Below are 17,459 nucleotides of genomic sequence, written 5' to 3'. Positions count from 1 at the left end.
TATGCACTATTTCGATTGAGCCAAGATGCGATGCATCGTGAGAGAGGGGCGAGGTTTCTTCCTCACTCGGTGTCAGCCCATCACCGCAGTTTCATTGACCCGCGCTTGGTCTCAGGAGCAGCTTCATGTCCGGTTTTCGTCTCACATCGTCTAGACACAATGTCAATTTGTGGATAGTACCGCTCAAAATGTCTCTCGCAGCCGTAGCCCTGTTCGCGATCACGATCACGCTGGATATGCTCGCTGCCTATCATGTAATCCACATTCCAGATTGGTTCACGATGGGCGGCATCGACGATGCCCGGGCGATTCTAAGCGCGATGCTGGGATGTGTCAGCACGGTGTTGGCTCTCATCTTCTCCGTCGCTCTTCTGGTGTTGTCCATGGTGGCGAATCTGTTCGGCCCACGCCTGCTCTATCGCTTTGTACAGGACTGGGTGACACAGGCCTGCATTGGCCTCTTCATGGGAGCGTTCATCTACGTGTTTTTGGTCTTCCTGGTTACACACCAGGATGAGCACACTTCGTTCATCCCACAGGTGTCATTGATTACAAGCTGGTTCCTGGTCCTGTCGGCCTTCGGCTTTCTCGTCTTCTACAGTCACCGCGTCGCAGTCTTGATTCAGAATCCAGATGCCATTGGACGGATCGTCGACGACCTTCGCCGCGCAGTGGAACTCGCCGCTCCTTACAGCAAGAGCGAACTCCACCTTCATCACCTGGACGCCTCTGAAACGCATCTGACCATGAGCGACAAGGCACCCATGCTGAGCCCTGCGAGCGGTTACCTACAGGAGATTCATCATCAAACGCTGGTAAACACAGCTGCGAAGGCAGGTGCGATGATATCTGTCCCCTTCAGACCGGGGCAATTTGTGCTGCAGGGCGAGACTCTCGCTTTCATTTCTCCGGCATCGAAGCTGGCATCTCTCACTCCTCTGATTTCGCGCAGCATCACGATGGGACGTCACCGTGTCCTGTCTCAGGATTTGGAGTTTGGTGTTGCTCAAATCGTTGAGATTGCGATTCGTGCGCTAAGTCCGGCAATCAACGATACCTTCACGGGGATAGCCTCCGTAGATCTGCTCGGAGAGGCCCTGACGATTCTGGCCGAGGCCCCGCAGAGGAGCGGGCACTGGTTCGATACAAACGGAAAGCTGCGTCTTCAGGTACGTCCCTTGCTCCTTCCACGTCTGGTTAAACAGGCTTTCGATCAGATCCGTCAGGCGGCGGCAGATAACCCTGCGGTTCTCATTCGCCTGCTTTCGACCCTCGAACGACTCGCGCCGAAGCTGCAAGGAGTTGAGGATCGCAATGCACTGGTAGAGCAGGCGGCTGCCGTTTGGGAAACGGCGAACACCAGACCGTTGGTGACAATGGACCGCGAAGACATCGAAGCGGCCTGGAAAAAGACTCAGACCAGATTTGCCACCCTCGAAATACGTGAGACGGTCGGCTTTGACGTCAGACTTTAGATGATCTCAGCGGGAACATTGAGGTTCAGCAAGTCGGAGAGAAGAAAAGTCTAGACAGCCGAGAGAGAACCTCTGCGGCCCGGCTGAAGCCGGACCCGTCAGGGGCTTGTCTCAGGAATCTATTTGCACGGCTCAATCGCCATCTCGAATCGTTCGATGACACTACCTAGTCCGTCAGCGCTTCCCCTGGAGGCATGAGCACGAACTCGCAGGTCGCGGTGCAACTCAGGATGCCGCGGCGAATCAACCTTGCCTGGCTGTCCGCCGGAATGGCGGCTTTGAAATCGAGATGTTGGATGGCGTCCGCCATCGATTTCAGTCCCTCGTCTCCGTGTATGAAACGCACTGTTTCGGTACGTTGTGCTGAAAATTCGATCTCGAAGGTTGCCAAGCCTTTCTTCGGGACACTGATGTTCTCCAGCATGAAGGTGCGCGCCTTCTGCAGCGCAGCCTTGGCATCTCCTCCGTCGGGACGGATGCCCGTCTTTGCCAGAGCGGAGAGCCGGTTGGAGATCAGCCGCAAATCCGCGTCCTGATTGTCTCCGGGCTCGCCGTTTTCAGCCAGGTGGTAGATGTTCGCCGCTTCTGCGGTGTGGCCCTCTTTTTCGAGAGCCATGCCGAGATGATAGCCACACTCCATGGACATGCCGTTGCGCCAGGCCGCACGCAACAGCGGTTCGGCCTGGGCGGTTTTGTCCTGGTCGAAGAGGATCCATCCCGCCGTGTCCCACGCGGCAATAAGCAGCGAGGAGCGGGCGAGTGCGTCATGGGAAGAGCCCGCATGGCCTGTCGATTGATCTGCGAGGATGGCCAGCGACCGCTGCGCTGCTTCGTCGGCCAGTGCGAGGTCGAGGGCGTTGTCGGCCAGTTCATAGGCGGAGTCGTTCAACAGGCCGGCATCGTCGCTCTTATTGGCGACCTCTTGCAGCAGCACCCCTGCCTCCTCTTTCTTCTCATCGTGCAGAAGGACCCTGGCCAGCATCATCTTCAACGGCAGGCTATCGCCATTGGCTGCGATGCTGGAGCGCAAAGAGGCCTCTGCACCGGGATAATCCTTGTCGGACATGAGAAGCGAAGCGAGCCTCTCCGATCCCCATTCATCCCCGGGATGTTGCACCAGCAGCAGATGCAATGTCTTGGTTGCGTCCGCCGCACTGTGGCGCTGCATCTGGAGGTCGGCCAGCAGCCGATAAGGTACGTCCTCTGCGGGATGCCCGGCGATCTCGCGGTTGTAGTCGGCCATCGCCTCATTGACCTTGCCATATTGCGCGGCAAGATACCCGTAGTTGCTCCATAGATAGGCCTGGTTGGGATTCAATGCCCTGGCGGCGTCGAGTTTCTCATGGACCTGGTCCCACGATTGAGACTGCTCCAGTTGAATGGCCTCCTGGATCAACTTCGCGGCATCGTCGTTGTACTCGGCGGCGGCATGGCCGCTGCCGCCAGTGCGAAGGAGCTGGATGTAGGTTTCACCTTCCATGCCCGCGTCTTTGTACCACTTCTGATAGCTGCGCCAGTCGGCGGCTGGAATCTTGTCGGTCAGCACCTCGAAGCGGCGGTCTGCGATCACGGTTCCGTTCTCAAACTTGTAGGTCTTGTCGAGCGTCGCAAAGGCTGTCTTGGCGTGGATGGGCGCAGGCAACTCGGCGTCCCAGCCTGCGGGGAGTTTCATCACCGCATGTGCCGTTTCGACATGGGGGTTTCCGAGTTCGATGGGCAGGATGGGCAGGTTCTTTTCGTCGACGGGGCCCAGCTCGATCGGCGGAAACTGGGGAACGATCCTCAGATTCTCCCAGTCTCCGGCCTTCTCGCGCTCGTAGTCGTAGGCAACATGAAAAGGAGAGGTGGTGTCATCCGGCCGCGAGAACTCCGCGTGGGTCACTTTGCCGGCATAGCCAATCGCATAGGAGATGCGCTGCATCAGCTCGTCCCACTGCGCCGGGGATACGGTGCGGACCGCCTGCCGATAGGGAATCTCGTTGTCGCCGCGGAGGTCCATCACGATATGGGAGTGCGAGACCCCTTTCTCGTCGAGGGTGCCGGTAGCCACGAAATGATCTTCGAGAGGGAAGGGCGGGTTCTTGGGTGTGGTGGCAAGATAGGCGTCGCCGGTGGCGGGGATGACCAGGGCCTGTTTGCCGCGCAGAACCGGCAACAGCAGTTGGTACGGCGCTACCTCGGCTGTGGCGTCCAGCCAGACCGGCTTGCCGTTCACATGCGCGACTGTGATGACGTGGTTGAACCAGCCAGGAGAAGGCAGGTCCGGCGTGAACGCAACGTTGGCTCCAATCAACGCCGCATCGGAGGAGATGCCGGCGGCGGAGAGCATTGCGGCCTGTAGCGTGTGCTTGTCCTTGCAGTCGCCGTACTGGTTGCGCAGGATGTCGGAGGCCTCATGCGGCTGATACCGTCCAACCCCAAAGGCAACGCCGATGTACCGCACCTGCGGTGCGACGAATCCATAGATCGCGCGGGCTTTTTCATCCTCTGTGGTCTTGCCTGCGGTGAGTTCGGTGACGCGTGCGCGAACCTCATCGTCAGGCGCGATTCGCGTGCCCTCCATGCCGCGATACCACGCTCCCACCTCCTGCCAGGTATGGAAGTTCGACCAGGCGATGTGCGGCAGCGTAGCTCCATTTTCGGTGGGAGGATCTTTCTCCATGCGCAGGAGTTCGTTGTTGTTTTTGCCGGCGACAGGGAGCAGTTGAGAGCTCTGCCAGCGGTAGACGTGTTCGTCCGCCGTCTCGGTGCTCGTCGCCTTATACTTCGGGCTCCAGACCTGCACATAGACGGAGGCGGGTACGTGGAGCTCGACGCTCTCCTCGAGCACCACCTTGCCCAGGGACGGAGTGAAGAAGATCTCCTCCCCCCAGAAGTGGCCGGGCGCCTCCGGATGCGTGCGCAGGATTCTCACCTTGTACTCCAGGTGGTCCCCGGCGCGCAGACTGCGCACAGGAATCTGATCTTCCTTGAGGTCGCTGTAGAAAGGCGCTTCCCGCGTGACGGCTGCAGGCAGCTCCTGCGCGTCTGAGGGCGGTGTTTCGACGATGGTTCCATCGGCCCGGCGAACGCGGACGTAGTCGATCACCACGTGTTCAGAGCTGGAGGCAAAAGGGAGGGGAAGCACACTCCAGCTTTTGACCGCAGCCTCATCGCGTATCTCTACGACGGCGGAGAGATCTTTTGACCCGGTGCCGTCGGCGGCATAGCGATAGACGCGGTCCATCTTTTCGATGATGGAGGATTCATGCGTGTAATCGGGCTTTGCAGGCGGCGGGGCGCTGGAAGAGGTGGGCGCTTGTGCCGAAGCGGACAGGGCGCAGCAGAGTGCGGAAACAAGGGCGGACGAGGCGAGCGGACGTCGATTCTTCATTACGTAGACAGAAGACCTGTATCCGAAAGATACACGCAAGAGTAGAGATTCATAGCGAAGCTGCGCCAACCCGGGACCGCGCACTTCCATCCCATAGAGAGTAGAAAGCCAAGGAGCTCCTCATGCTCGGAAACCATAGCCCAGCCCTGAACCTTGCCGTCCGCGATCTTGAAGTGGCGCGCCGTTTCTATGCCGAGACCCTCGGCCTCACGCAGGTCTCGGAGATGGAAGGTCTCATCGACTTTCGCTCCGGCAATGTGATGCTCTATGTCTACCAATCCGAGTTTGCAGGGACCAACCAGGCGACAGCCGCCACATGGTCCGTAGGAGAGGAGATCGAGACGATGGTCGCCACGCTGAAATCGCGCGGTGTCTCCTTTGAGCACTACACGAATATCCCCGGCCTTACGGTTCAGGGAGATATCCACGTTGGGGGGCAGCCGGATGGCAGCGCGGGAGAGTTCAAGGTCGCCTGGTTTCGCGATCCGGACGGCAATCTGCTGTGCCTCACCAACGGGCGCTCCGCCTAGCGCAACGTATCTCAGAATCGAATTGTTCTTGGGACGAAGTTGGACTATGCAAACAGTGCCGCAGCAAGCTGTTTGCACTGTTCGATCTCGAAGTTTGATAACACACCCCAGGATCTGTGCCGCGCAATGCATTCGGCGTATCCGCCTGCTATAGCGTCGTCTGGGTTTCGGCGAGGTAGGTCTTGGTGTATTCGAGATAGTTTCGGGCATAGCCTCGGATCATCTCGAAGTCGTTATCACTGATCGCCCGTCGCACCTTGCCGGGAACACCTGCGACAAGGCTGCGCGGCGGAATGACTGTACGCTCCGGTATGACAGTGCCGGCGGCGACGATCGATCCGGCACCAATATGCGCGCCGTTCAGGATGATGGCGCCGATACCGATCAGGACGTCGTCTTCGAGCACGCAGCCGTGCACGGTGGCGTTGTGGCCGATGGTCACCCGCTCCCCGACGATGACCGGATAGAGACCCTTCATGCCGTGAAGCACGGCACAGTCCTGGACGTTGGACCCGTCGCCGATGCTGATGGAGTGTACATCGCCACGCAGCACGGCATTCATCCAGACGCTGGCGTTTTCGCCCAGGGTTACGTCTCCGACCACCTGGGCGGAGAGATCGACATAAGCGGATGCAGGCACTGCGGGATGATGTCCTCGATAGGGTCGGATCATGAGTACAAGTCTAGAGAGGTTTCGACTTTACCTGTTACCCCCGGAAGAGCGTGCAGGTGTTTTTCCTGAGGGGAGACCATGCGCGCCGCTATCTCCCCTGTAGGCGCCTGAGCCGAAACCGCCGCAACGCCTTCGATCCTAAATTGAAGAAAACAATGAGAATAGCTGAAGAAAAGGAGACGCGACTCCTAAATCGTATCCCTGAGCAGGGCCTTTTGAGCGCAAAGAAGAAGTAGCAGTTAATTGCAGTAATTGCATTTCCTTGCACTTTCCTGTGGCCAGACAGGTCGAGTACAGATATGATAGTGAGGCCCACTTTGGCAGGTCTGGAGGTGTATACAACTTGGCAGAAGTTCGCGTTCAAGAAGGCGAACCCCTTGAGAATGCACTGCGCCGTTTCAAGCGCAAGGTGCAGACGGAAGACATCATCAAGGAGGTCAAGCGTCACTCTTTCTACCTGAAACCAGGCGAGAAAAAGCGTGTAAAGGAAGCACTCGCACGCAAGCGCAATCGGAAAAAGGTTCGTAAAGAACAAGACTAATTTCAACGCAGGAAACAGGGACCAGCCAGCATAAGGCTGGCCCTGGTTTTGAAAAGTAGTGAAATCGTTTTCAGTGCATAACTGATGTAGCAAGTAAGGGAGGAGATGCAGGTTGCATCTCCTCCTTCTCTCTATCCGGATGGCTTGAACCTGTGCCGTCCTTACCGTTCATCGGGCCCCGTCGTCGACATGTAATCGATATGCAAACCTAGGCTTGAATCCGCATTCGGGGCTCAACGATCTCCGGACGCGCTTCATCCTTATCCCGCACGGTGGGAGAAGGCGCAATGGAATTCATCGATAGGCTCCTGAAGTGCTGTGATTGCGGCAACGAATTTGTTTTTACCGCCGGCGAGCAGCTTTTTTTCTTCGACAAACAGTTCAAGAACGACCCCAAGCGCTGCAAGCTCTGTAAGGCGAAGCGAGCTGGTCTGGGACGATCTGCGAACCCGGACGTGGCGGCGGCAGCGGCGTTGCCGTTATCCCGCACCGAAACACGGACCAAGTGCTCGGCTTGCAGTATCGAGACCACCGTTCCGTTTAAGCCGACCCAGGGGCGACCCGTACTTTGCCGTTCCTGCTTCCAGTTGAAGCGTGTGCCTTCAGCGGTGACCGCGGTCACGAATATGGATTCCCCCGCCAAACAGATTGCCGAAGCCAGTGCTGCTCTGGAAATGGCAGTCGCGGCGAGCGAGTTCGACTCCCCGTTCACAACATCGGTCGGGGTTGGCAATCTCGCTGAATCGTCAGCCTCTGCCGAACTGTTATCGGCTGCGGCCAAGGCGGCACAAGCCTAGTCTTCTCTGGTTCATAGGATGTCCATCAGGACAGTGGTTCTATGATGTCCAGTAGGACAGGCAACGTGCACCCGGCTTCTCTCCCTCAAGACGCGGACCTCGTTCGCGGTCGCCGCACTCTCGGCGACTTCGAACTCGTATTTTGTTCTGACGGCAGCTATCTGCTCGATGGTGGTGCCATGTTCGGCGTTGTGCCGAAGACGCTCTGGCAGAAGCGCACTCCCGCCGACGAGTTGAACCGTATCCTGCTGGGATTGAATACGGTCGTCGTCCGGACGGGCCAGCACGTGGTGCTGATCGAGACAGGCATCGGCAATAAACAACCGCCCAGGATGCGTGAGATCCACGCGAACCAGGAGCTTCTACCGGCCTCGCTGGCGGCTGCTGGTGTGCGTCCCGATGAAGTGACACATGTGATCAACACGCATCTGCACTTCGACCACTGCGGCTGGAATACGACTCTGCACCTCGATGGCTCCGTGACACCAACGTTCCCGAATGCGCGCTACTTCGCCGCGGCGGGAGAGCTGGAGCATGGACGGCTGCAGCTCGAGCGCGATGCGGTCAGCTATCTCGGGCCGAACTACGATCCTCTGATTGCCAGTGGCCAGCTCACGCTGCTCGACCCGCAGGGCGCGGGTGAATTTACCCCAACGGACCCACGGCTGGATGCTCCGCAACCGCTGCCTCCGGTTACGATTCAAACCTCAACCGAGATCGTCCCCGGTGTCCGGGTCGAAGCGTTCCCCGGCCACACGGCGAGCATGCTGGCCGTGCATCTGGAGTCTCAGAGCGAACATGCGTGCTACATCGGAGACCTCATTCCGACGCATCATCATCTCGATCCAGCGTGGGTGATGGGCTATGACCTCGACCCACTCACCTGCATCGCTCAGCGGAAACGGTTTCTGGCGCAGGCGATCCCCGAGCGCTGGCTGGTGCTGTTCACGCACGACCACCAGGTTCCGGCGGCGTATGTGGAGTGGAACGAGAAGGGGAAGCCGGTGGTTGCCGGATAAGGCATACGAATTGCACGCACCCCATGGAAAATTCGTTTTAGGGCATGTCCTCCAATGATGCGTTATTCAGGTTCGGTTGTTGAGGCAAGAACCGGAAGGGCACGGTTTCAACCGTGCCGAAAAGTCGAGATTGAGGGATAGTACCGCTCTGCCGAAGGCTGGAGTGGAGGCGTAGCCGCAACGACTGAATTGTTTTCTTTTGGAGCGTCAAAACGGTCTGGTATTCATCCTCGGAAAGCAAGGGGCGGGGGCGATTCCTTTGGCGGCATCGCCGGCACGCAAGGAGGCAATTTGGTCGCTGCGGCTGCGCCTTTACTCCGGCCTTCGGCAGAGCGGAAGGGCTTTTCGTCTGGCTTTTTGCGGCATGGCTGAAGCTATGCCCTTCCGATTCGTGCCTTAACCCGCGATTTTGGGCCTAGCCACGGTTCTGGCCTTAGCCACCGACTCTGGCCTCAACCACTGACAACGACGGCCCGTTCTAGGGGAGCTCTTTGCGCACGTAGATCCTGAATTGAAACGGCATTTCCGGCCTGTGCCAGAAGTGGTTCGGAACGTCGGAGTGCCACTCGGACTGCTCCCGATAGTTCTGATCGAGGTCCGCGGCGAAGGCCGGCCATTCGCCCAGCTTTTTGAAGCCGCGCGGGTCCCAGAAGCAGAACTGGTTCGTCACGACCAGAACGCGCGGTTGGGCTGTCTTGTAAGCCGTCCAGAACGCGGCGCGGTAGCGTTCTCTCTCTGCGGAGGGATCGGTGAACAGGTAGCAGTCGTAGAGGAAGCCGGTGCTCTGCGGGAGGCGCATCTGGTAGAGCGTTCCGATGCAGCCGCCAAAGGTATCCAGGCATTGAACCTGACCGGAGAGCTGGTCCCTGCTGGCTACGGCATCGAGTTGCTCTGTGAGGGCATTCTGAAAACGCGTTACGCCGGAGAAGGTGGTCGTAAGCCAGGCAAATCGTGGCGCAAGAAAAAGACAGCCCAGGAGACAGGTCGCTATCGCCAGGAATCGATGTATGCCCTTGCTGAACAGGGCATCGTCCAGATCCAGCCCGATCAAGACCAGCAGGATCGCGAGCTGGGGATAGCGCTGGTAGGTGAAGCCTTTTCCCTGCAGGACATAGGCGAGGAGCGTCCCGAAGACCCCCACCAGCAAGGCGGCCCGTTCTGCCGTGAGAGCCGGACGTCCGATGAACTGAAGGACGACCCAAAGCAGGCAGAGCGCCGTGATCGGCGACAGGCAATGAGCGAGCAGAAATCCCAGAGACCTGTCTCCGAGGCTGGCGTGGAGGCGAATCAGGGGTAGCGCGGACGTCCAGAAAGCGGACAGAGCCCCATGAGATTGCAGCCAGAGCAGCGCACAGATGCCGGGGATCGCCATCCCTGCGAGTGCGACTGCGATTCCCGGTACCAGCTTTTGCCCGCGTCGATACCGGACTGCTCCCACCAGAAGCAACAAGAGCCCGCTAAGCGGCAGCAGTATCGGCTTGACGAGGAATGAAGCGCCGAGGCTGACTCCGAAGAGCAGGAGCATCCGGAGCGGGCGCTTGTCTCGCAGTGCGGCAAACAGCGCGACGTAGGACCAGAGCAGCAGGACGGCGATCAGCAGATCGCGCTGCCCGCCCTCTTCGAGGCCATCCTGAAGATGAACCAGGGCAAAGGTGCAGCCCGCCAACAGCGCAGCGAACCAGCGGTTGCGTCCGGCCAGGAGAAAGCAGGCGCCGAGGGCCGCTCCCAGCAGGGTGAAGTCGTAGATGCGCCAGGCGATTGCGCCCTCTCCGAAGAGGGCCATCGCCGCTGCTTCAAAGGCATACGTCCCCGGCAGGTTGATGTCGGCGATGTCCTTGTAGGGCAGCAGGCCGTGGTGCATCAGGAACACGACGTAGTGCATCAGTGAGGCGTCCCCGATCAGGGGCCAGTGCCTGCTGGCGATGACGGCGGTCAGCAGGCTGAAGCAGAGGGCCGCGCCGCAGAGGATTGTGATCGCTTTATTTGAAGATGCGACAGGCGAGGTGTTTTTGTTGGTGAATTCATCGTTCATCTTGTCGTCCCCCCTGCAGAGGCGTCATCCTGAGCGGAGCGTCCCGGCATTTTGGGACGCGAAGTCGAAGGACCCCGAGGGATGACCTCTTGCCGATATCTCTCAGACCTTTTCTACCTCAAGCGCTCGAGCCTGGACCTCCGTGGTGGAAAAGGTCCTGAGATTATGGGTGAAAGAAAATCCCTCGGGGTCCTTCGACTGCGCACCTCGCAAAGTGCGCGAGGTGCGCAGTCGAAGGATGACGATTTTTGGGGAGGCTGAAGAAAACATGGAGCTACCCCTTGGCGAGGCGTTTACGCACCTGTCGAGCCAAACCCTGCGTTGTTGCGTGGTGTTTCGGCGAGCGTGTTGGTCTCTGCAAAGCTGGCCTGAATGCGTTCGACGATGCGGAGCTGCGCGATGCGGTGGCCGGGTGCGACCGTCTGGGCCTCAGGCGCGAGGTTCGTCAGCACGATCTTGAGCTCGCCGCGATAGCCCGGATCGATGACGCCTGCCAGTGTCGTGATGCCACGCAGCGCGAGTCCTGAGCGATCTTCGACCAGTGCGCCATGCGTCGAGGGAAGCTCCATCGCGAGCCCTGTCCGCACGGCCTGCGTGCTGCCCGGCTGGCCCACAGGAGCCAGCGTTGCGGCTTCGGCGGCGAAGAGGTCGGCAGCCAGGTCGCCATAGGGGCCGGCGTGGGCGTAACGCGGAAGCTGGGCCGCTGGGTGAAGGCGTTGTACGAGGATCTTGGGCGAGTTTCTGGTGTCGTTCATCTGTCGATAGTCAGTGTCGCACGTCGCTACTTCTGGTTCACTATGTCGGTGGAGTTGTCGTCCAGATTCCGGTCGATGAGCTTGTTGTAGGGATCGATTCCAGCGCGCGTCGGTGGCTCGTCCACGAGGAACTCGAAGGTCTGCCGTCCGCCGGTAATGCGTTCCTTGCGGACGGACAGCGGCTTCTCCTCGCCCTTCTTGCCACTGAAGACGCCGACATCGATCAGGTCGTTGAGGGAGGCAGACGTCTCGACGCCGTTGCCGTCGGCGTAAGCCTTCTTCCCTTCGACGACCAGCGTGACCTTGTATTTGCCGTCGGGTGTCTTCTGCGAGGTCGCCTGGAGGGTCTTGTTGTCGTAGAGGGTGATTTTTTCGAAGCTGTCGTCTATGAAGTACTGCAGGTCGGCAGGGGTCTGGGCCCGCAGGGCAGCTTCGAGCATTCTTGTGTCCGGGTAGGGGCCGGACTGTGAGTCGTCGGCATTGGCGTAGCGGTACTGCATCAGGAAGTTATGCAGCGCAAGGTTCAGTTTGTCTTCGCCGATGTAGTCGGAGAGCGCGTAGAGAATGAGGCTGCCCTTCTGGTACCAGACGTAGGACTCGCGCTGTACCTGCCCAAGCGGCGGCTCTTTGCGCGTCTCGCCGGAGCGTCCGCGCAGATAGCCGTCGAGTTCGTGGGACAGGAACCTGTGCATCTGCGCGTCTCCGTACTTTTTCTGCGCCACGCGCAGGGCAGAGTATTCGGCAAGCGCTTCGGACATCATGTTCGACCCGGCCACGCGGCCGCCGATGAGTTGATGGGCCCACCACTGGTGCGCGAGTTCATGCGCGGTGACGAAGTAGGTGAAGTCGATGTCCTTCTTCGGGTTGAGAACACGGGAGATGAAGAAGGTTTCGGTGAAGGGCGAGGTATTCGGGAAGGACTGGGCGAAGCTGCGATAGCGTGGGAACTCGATGATGCGGAACTGCTTGAACTGGAACGGACTGTAGTTGGCCTGGTAGTAATCGAGCCCCGCGCGCGCGGCCTGCATCATGTCGTCGACATTCCAGGGATGGTGGTAGTCGTAGTAGACCTCAATGCTGGTGCCCTTGTAGTTCTCCTTCTTCACCGTGTAGCGGCCGGAGATGTACGAGAAGAAGTCGAGGATCTTTACATCGCCCATGTCATAGGAGAAGTAGTGGCGGCCATTCTGATGCCAGTCGCGCTGCAGGTAGCCGGGTGCGAGCGCGATCTGATCGTCGGGTGTGCTGACCGTCGTGCGATAGCTGATCCAGTCGGAGCTGGGCGTAAAGAGGTTGGTTACGCTGCCCTCGGGATCGCCGCGCGGCGGCAGGTCTTCGAGCAGCGGCAGTTTCTCTTCGCGGCGGCGGCGAGGATCGTCGATCTCTACATCGTTGCTGTAGCCGATGGTTGGAAAGTAGCCGGAGTCAAAAAACATGCCGCTGTAGGCCAGTTCGGGCCGCTCGCCGCCATCGCGGAAGCCGTGCGATTGATATCCGACCTTGAAGGTCATGTTCAACTTTTCGCCCGGCGCGAGCGGCGTTTCGAGTTGATAGATCGAATAGAGATCGCGGAAAGAACTGCTGATGTGGTGAAACGGCCGATCGAACTGCACGTCTGCTACTGACTGCCTCTGGTCGGTGATGTGGATCTGCTGAATGGGGTTCGGTGTCTTGTTCTGCAGCACAAAGTGGCCGGTGCCGGAGAACGAACGGTGATAGGGATCGAGATCGATGCTCGCATCGACGGCGATGATCTTCGGCTGTGGGAAGTGCTCGTACTTCTTGAAGTCGCGTTCGTACTGCGCCTGGAAGTCGCGGAGCTGCTTCTGCGTATAGAAGGTGTTGAGGACGTGCGTGTTGTAGAAGTACCAGCTTCCACTGCCGATAACGAGCAGCACGAAGAGCCCTAGTGCCGGTGTCAGTCCTGGCAGGCGGTGACGCGCCTGGCCCCAGCGCGCACGCCAGCTATCCTCGGCGCCGCGTCGCGACAGCGCGATAGAGAGAACGGCAAGAAATGCGAAGATCGAGGTCCAGTAAACGGTTGACCATGCCAGCGCCGCTACAAAGTGGCCGTAGCCATTCATGTCGGAGTAGGTGTACGCGGGGCTCTGCGTGGGAACGAGCAGCGTGTTCTCAATGTTCCAGCGATTGAGAATGGGCTGCATGATGAAGATGCCCAGGACGATGGCGTGGCCGAGAAATTTGTTGGAGACCACCGTCTGCACGAAGAACGCGAGCAGGGCGATTCCCATCACCGAGGGGAAGACGATGAGGAACAGCTCCTGGAAGTACTGCAGGAGGTCATACTGATGGAAGCCTGAGAAGGTCTGCATGATCAAGCCGCAGAGCATGACCAGGAGCAGGAGAACTACTTCGACGAAGGCCAGCGCGAAGAACTTCGAGAGCCAATCCGTTGTCTCGCGCATGGGCAGTGCGTCATGGATGCCCGCAAAGCGCGTATCCCGTTCGCGCCACACCAGCTCTCCGGCATAGATGGTCGCCACCACGAAGAGCAGAATGACTGCGGTGTTCTCCACGGACTGCAACATCAGGAACGTGACGGGCCAGACATTGGTCTCCTGCGCATGTCCTGCGAAGTAGCCGTTGACCAGGGCAAAGAAAGCGATCAATACGCCGAGTGCCCAGAACAACAACTCATGGGTGATGTTGGAGATACGCAGGCGTGTCATCGAGACAAGTTGCGTGAACCAGAGACCGCTTCCGAAGTTCTGCTGCACCTGTGGCATCTGTGCCGCCACCAGAGAGCGCCGTGGCTGAAGCTCGGCGTCTTCTTCGCGCTTGGCCTTCGCCGCTCGCCGTCCCTGCGACTTCGCCGTCAGGGCCTCGACGGACATCGGGAAGAATTGATAGACAGCACCCAGTGACACAAAACCTATGGCGATCCAGAGCAGCCGGTTGTACAGAAAGACGCCGTTGCCTGTATACGCGGACCAGGAGAAGAGCTGCGAGTTCTTCTCCGCGACTGTCCAGTAACGTGCAATGACGCTCGCAAGCTGCAACCCGATGGGGTCGAGAATGCCGGACCAGAAGTGCTCGAGCGACTGCGTCGCACTGAACACGGCCTGCAGCAGCAGATAGATCATCAGGACCGCGATGCCCTGCAGATAGACGATGACAATCTTGCGCGAGAGCGCGGCCACCAGGAAGAAGATCGAGCCGAGAAAGAAGATCTGCACGACCACGATCGACAGGAACGGTTGCAGGTACCACCAGGCATGACCGCTGACGATGCGGGTGTGATCGGCCCAGGGCATCAGCGATCCGATCGCTTCGCCGAAGACCATTCCCGAGAACACGAAGACGCAGGTGACAAACGATCCCGCCCAGCGGCCGCCGAGATATGCAAACTTCGTAATCGGCTTTGTAAAGATCAGCTGGAAGGTATCGCGTTGAAAGTCCCGCAGGACCGATGTGCCGAAGATGGCGGCGATAACAATTGTCCCGAACAACGTGAAAAACATGTACAGGATGGTGTTTGAGAACGGTCCATTGAGAAGCTGTTTGCCGTTGCCCGTGGTGATGAAGTCCTCAGCTGCGACGGAAAGGAAGCTGAAGAAGAACCACATCGCAAAGTACACGTACGTCGACAGGCTCTTCAGCCGGACCTTGAGCTCGAAGGAGAAGAACTCCCAAAAGAGTTTCATCGCGGATCTCCGTGCGGAAAGAGGTTAGTTGGCTGCTTTGGCTGCAGACTGGCTGGACAGGTTGAGGAAGTAAACGTCCTCAAGACCGGAATCCACGGCGCGGAAGCCTTCGCCGGGGGCGCTGTCGGCGTACACGCGAATCTCGTGCTGGCCTGCGACCAGGTGGCTGGAGATGACGCGCAGCTCGGATTCCAGAGCGCGCAGCTCGTCATCGGTGGCAACGACCTTCGACCAGATCTTGCCGTTCAAGGCGGCCAGCGCCTCGCTGGGTGCGCCTTCCAGCAGCAACTCTCCGGCGGCGATGATCGCCATGCGCGGGCAGAGTTCGCGAACGTCTTCGACGATGTGCGTCGAGAGAATCACCGTGACGTCCCGGCCAATGGAGGAGAGCAGGTTGAGGAAGCGATTGCGTTCGGCGGGATCGAGCCCCGCAGTCGGCTCGTCGACGATGATGAGCCGGGGCTTGCCGAGCAACGCCTGCGCGATGCCGAACCGCTGCTTCATGCCGCCGGAGTAGGTGCTCAGCGCCTTCTTGCGGAACTCCCACAGGTTCGTCTGGTTCAGCAGGGCTTCGACGACCTCCTTGCGCTCGCCCGCGTTGGTAATGCCCTTCATCACCGCAAGGTGGGAGAGCATGTCCAGCGCCGACATCTTGGGGTAGACCCCGAACTCCTGCGGCAGATAGCCGAGCGTCTGGCGCACGGCGTCTTTCTGCTGGAGTACGTCGATGCCGTCAAGAAAGATGGTGCCGCTGTCGGGCTCCTGCAGGGTGGCGATGGTACGCATCAGCGTACTCTTGCCTGCGCCGTTTGGACCTAACAGCCCGAACATGTTGTTGCCGATAGTGAGCGAGATGTTCTTGAGAGCGTGAACACCATTCGGATAGGTCTTGGACAGACCTGTGATCGTAAGCGCCATGCGAGAAGCCCCTGACTCGGTGAGGGATTCGACTGCTACTACGGTGTTTGAACTCTATCACCTGTGGGTTGGGGGTTCGAAGGAAAGTGTCTTTCTCGGATTACCCATATCTTGTCATCTCGACCGAAGCATGACGGCTCTATGTCATGCGCAGTGGAGAGACCCCTGTATTTTGCTCGCGCTGGCAGTATTGCCCGACGTGCGCGGTGTGGGTGATCGATACACCCTCGAAATACAGGGGTCTCTCCACTACGGCGCAAAAGCGCGCCTTCGGTCGAGATGACAATCTATGGGTAGGTTTGAAAAGAGCCTTCTATCGCTATATGGGGTTTGCCACAGCTTTACGCGGTGTCGTCGAGCGGAAGAGGTACACGGACAGGACGGCGATGATGGGCTCGATGGGGTGCCTGAACCGCGCCTGGATCACGACCATGTAGTACACGAGCGGCGTCAACAGCAGGACGCTCGCCATCAGCCAGGCTCCGGGAACTCTTCGTTTCAGCGCGAGGGCCAGGCCGAGCAGTCCGGCAACGCTCAGGAAGCTGTAGCTGAAGATGCGGCCCACCTCTTCCGAGCGATGCTTCTGCTCGGTGTGGGGAACCCCGAACCAGAAGAACTGAATGCGCTGCAGCGTGTGGCGCAGAAACACATCGGGATGCGCGCGCAGCGTCGCCTTGGCCTGAGCGCCGCGCATCTTGGCATAGTTCAACTCTCCCATTTTGGCGTAGAGCTTGAAGTCGGGATCGCCGCTCCAGAGGGGCACGGTGGCTCCCCAGGGAAAGGCGTCGTGGGAGGGCAGCGAACTCTGCCAGAGCTCGACGCCGAAGTTGGAGCGCGTCGGCACAAAGGCGTGAAAGGCACGCTCGTTACGCACGATCCACGGCATCATCGTTGCAACGATGACGATACAGGCGAGGGCAGCGCCGGCGACGGACTGCATCAAGGGGTGATGGGATTGCTGGTTCTTTTGCGGCCACAGGATCCAAAGAATCCATACGGGAAGGCACAGCACCAGGGAGGCATTGGAGAGAGCGGTCAGCCCCCAGAGCAGCCCGAAGACCGCCCAGAGTACAAAGTCGCGGCCCGGCCTTGGCGCTACCTCTTCAGGTTCGCCGATGTGTCGCAGACGGAGGCAGAAGACGAGTGCCCAGGTAAAGAGGCAGGCGGTAAGGGACATCTCCCACAGCCAGTGGATGGCAAACTGCAGGGCCGCCGGATAGACGGCCCAGAGCCACGCCGACCAAAGCGCCATGGGTGCAGCCTTCGTCGAAGCGCGGCGGGCGATGCCGTAGGCGTCAAAGCAGCGCGCTGCGATCTCATAGAGTGCCGGTGCGATGGCGGCTGAGAGGGCGCTGTTGCACGCCATGATGAAAATGGCCGCGGCATTCGTGTAGACGCCGAAGAGTCTGAAGCCCAGGGCCATCAGCAACGGATAGAGCGGTGGAAGCCATGCGGTGGGGCCGGAGGGGCCGTTGAACGGGCTGCTGTAGCCGCGGCCCAGAACGAGGGAGCGCGCGATGCGGCCGGCCTCGAAGCCGTACTCCCAATGGTCGTGGGTGGTGCGGATGCGATAGGTGTGGCCAATGAGGATGCAGGCCATCCGAAGTGCGAAACCGACCCAGAAGATGACCCAGGGGGCGCGGAAGTTGAGGCGACGGATGGTGGGCTCGGGCATGGTTGG

12 protein-coding genes are annotated in these 17,459 nt (G+C 59.4%); 5 read left to right on the top strand and 7 right to left on the bottom strand.

Annotated features, from left to right (window positions below; all coding sequences use genetic code 11):
* The first annotated feature begins 125 nt into the window (after positions 1–125).
* Positions 126–1,475, top strand: coding sequence for a DUF2254 domain-containing protein (locus HDF15_RS18070; RefSeq protein WP_260331168.1), 1,350 nt, complete (start codon positions 126–128; stop codon positions 1,473–1,475).
* A gap of 166 nt (positions 1,476–1,641) precedes the next feature.
* Here the strand turns inward: HDF15_RS18070 and HDF15_RS18065 are convergent, their stop codons facing one another.
* Complete coding sequence (locus tag HDF15_RS18065) at positions 1,642–4,848, bottom strand: DUF3857 domain-containing protein (RefSeq protein WP_184258032.1); 3,207 nt, start codon at positions 4,846–4,848, stop codon at positions 1,642–1,644.
* A gap of 122 nt (positions 4,849–4,970) precedes the next feature.
* On the opposite strand from HDF15_RS18065, the gene HDF15_RS18060 reads away from it, so the two are divergent.
* A complete protein-coding gene (locus tag HDF15_RS18060) occupies positions 4,971–5,378 on the top strand; it encodes a VOC family protein (protein ID WP_184258030.1) in 408 nt (135 codons plus the stop codon).
* 148 nt (positions 5,379–5,526) lie between these two features.
* Here HDF15_RS18060 and HDF15_RS18055 read toward each other — a convergent pair whose 3' ends face one another.
* Positions 5,527–6,018, bottom strand: coding sequence for a gamma carbonic anhydrase family protein (locus HDF15_RS18055; RefSeq protein ID WP_311733141.1), 492 nt, complete (start codon positions 6,016–6,018; stop codon positions 5,527–5,529).
* A 376-nt stretch (positions 6,019–6,394) separates the two neighbouring features.
* Here HDF15_RS18055 and rpsU point away from each other — a divergent pair, with 376 nt between their 5' ends.
* The 3 genes from rpsU to HDF15_RS18040 all read left to right on the top strand — a co-directional run bounded on the left by rpsU (position 6,395) and on the right by HDF15_RS18040 (position 8,408).
* The gene (rpsU, locus tag HDF15_RS18050) at positions 6,395–6,592 is read left to right on the top strand and encodes a 30S ribosomal protein S21 (RefSeq protein ID WP_014267628.1); all 198 of its coding nucleotides are present in this window, start codon (positions 6,395–6,397) and stop codon (positions 6,590–6,592) included.
* A gap of 287 nt (positions 6,593–6,879) precedes the next feature.
* A complete protein-coding gene (locus HDF15_RS18045; RefSeq protein ID WP_184258026.1) occupies positions 6,880–7,389 on the top strand; it encodes a zinc-ribbon domain containing protein in 510 nt (169 codons plus the stop codon).
* 41 nt (positions 7,390–7,430) lie between these two features.
* The gene (locus HDF15_RS18040) at positions 7,431–8,408 is read left to right on the top strand and encodes an MBL fold metallo-hydrolase (protein WP_184258024.1); all 978 of its coding nucleotides are present in this window, start codon (positions 7,431–7,433) and stop codon (positions 8,406–8,408) included.
* A 478-nt stretch (positions 8,409–8,886) separates the two neighbouring features.
* On the opposite strand, the gene HDF15_RS18035 is transcribed toward HDF15_RS18040, so the two are convergent.
* From HDF15_RS18035 to HDF15_RS18015, 5 genes are all read right to left on the bottom strand, one after another.
* Positions 8,887–10,440: a hypothetical protein gene (locus HDF15_RS18035; protein WP_184258022.1), complete on the bottom strand. Its 1,554-nt coding sequence runs from the start codon at positions 10,438–10,440 to the stop codon at positions 8,887–8,889.
* Positions 10,441–10,733: 293 nt separating this feature from the next.
* Positions 10,734–11,195: a dUTP diphosphatase gene (dut, locus tag HDF15_RS18030; protein ID WP_184258020.1), complete on the bottom strand. Its 462-nt coding sequence runs from the start codon at positions 11,193–11,195 to the stop codon at positions 10,734–10,736.
* Between the two features lie 26 nt (positions 11,196–11,221).
* A complete protein-coding gene (locus HDF15_RS18025) occupies positions 11,222–14,860 on the bottom strand; it encodes a M1 family aminopeptidase (protein ID WP_184258018.1) in 3,639 nt (1,212 codons plus the stop codon).
* A 24-nt stretch (positions 14,861–14,884) separates the two neighbouring features.
* Positions 14,885–15,778 (bottom strand): ABC transporter ATP-binding protein, encoded by an 894-nt coding sequence (locus tag HDF15_RS18020; RefSeq protein ID WP_184258016.1) that lies wholly within the window; start codon positions 15,776–15,778, stop codon positions 14,885–14,887.
* 319 nt (positions 15,779–16,097) lie between these two features.
* Positions 16,098–17,453, bottom strand: coding sequence for a hypothetical protein (locus HDF15_RS18015; RefSeq protein WP_184258014.1), 1,356 nt, complete (start codon positions 17,451–17,453; stop codon positions 16,098–16,100).
* Between the last annotated feature and the right edge of the window lie 6 nt (positions 17,454–17,459).

Source organism: Granulicella mallensis, assembly GCF_014203225.1.
In the GTDB taxonomy this organism is placed as follows: Bacteria; Acidobacteriota; Terriglobia; order Terriglobales; family Acidobacteriaceae; genus Granulicella; species Granulicella mallensis_A.
This window is presented reverse-complemented; position numbering and strand designations above follow the sequence as displayed.

Bases quoted from the DNA above. Each gene is read 5' to 3' on its own strand.
- HDF15_RS18070 (WP_260331168.1), top strand. From the start codon at position 126: ATGTCCGGTTTTCGTCTCACATCGTCTAGACACAATGTCAATTTGTGG.
- HDF15_RS18065 (WP_184258032.1), bottom strand. From the start codon at position 4,848: ATGAAGAATCGACGTCCGCTCGCCTCGTCCGCCCTTGTTTCCGCACTC.
- HDF15_RS18060 (WP_184258030.1), top strand. From the start codon at position 4,971: ATGCTCGGAAACCATAGCCCAGCCCTGAACCTTGCCGTCCGCGATCTT.
- HDF15_RS18045 (WP_184258026.1), top strand. From the start codon at position 6,880: ATGGAATTCATCGATAGGCTCCTGAAGTGCTGTGATTGCGGCAACGAA.
- HDF15_RS18040 (WP_184258024.1), top strand. From the start codon at position 7,431: ATGATGTCCAGTAGGACAGGCAACGTGCACCCGGCTTCTCTCCCTCAA.
- HDF15_RS18035 (WP_184258022.1), bottom strand. From the start codon at position 10,440: ATGAACGATGAATTCACCAACAAAAACACCTCGCCTGTCGCATCTTCA.
- dut (WP_184258020.1), bottom strand. From the start codon at position 11,195: ATGAACGACACCAGAAACTCGCCCAAGATCCTCGTACAACGCCTTCAC.
- HDF15_RS18025 (WP_184258018.1), bottom strand. From the start codon at position 14,860: ATGAAACTCTTTTGGGAGTTCTTCTCCTTCGAGCTCAAGGTCCGGCTG.
- HDF15_RS18020 (WP_184258016.1), bottom strand. From the start codon at position 15,778: ATGGCGCTTACGATCACAGGTCTGTCCAAGACCTATCCGAATGGTGTT.
- HDF15_RS18015 (WP_184258014.1), bottom strand. From the start codon at position 17,453: ATGCCCGAGCCCACCATCCGTCGCCTCAACTTCCGCGCCCCCTGGGTC.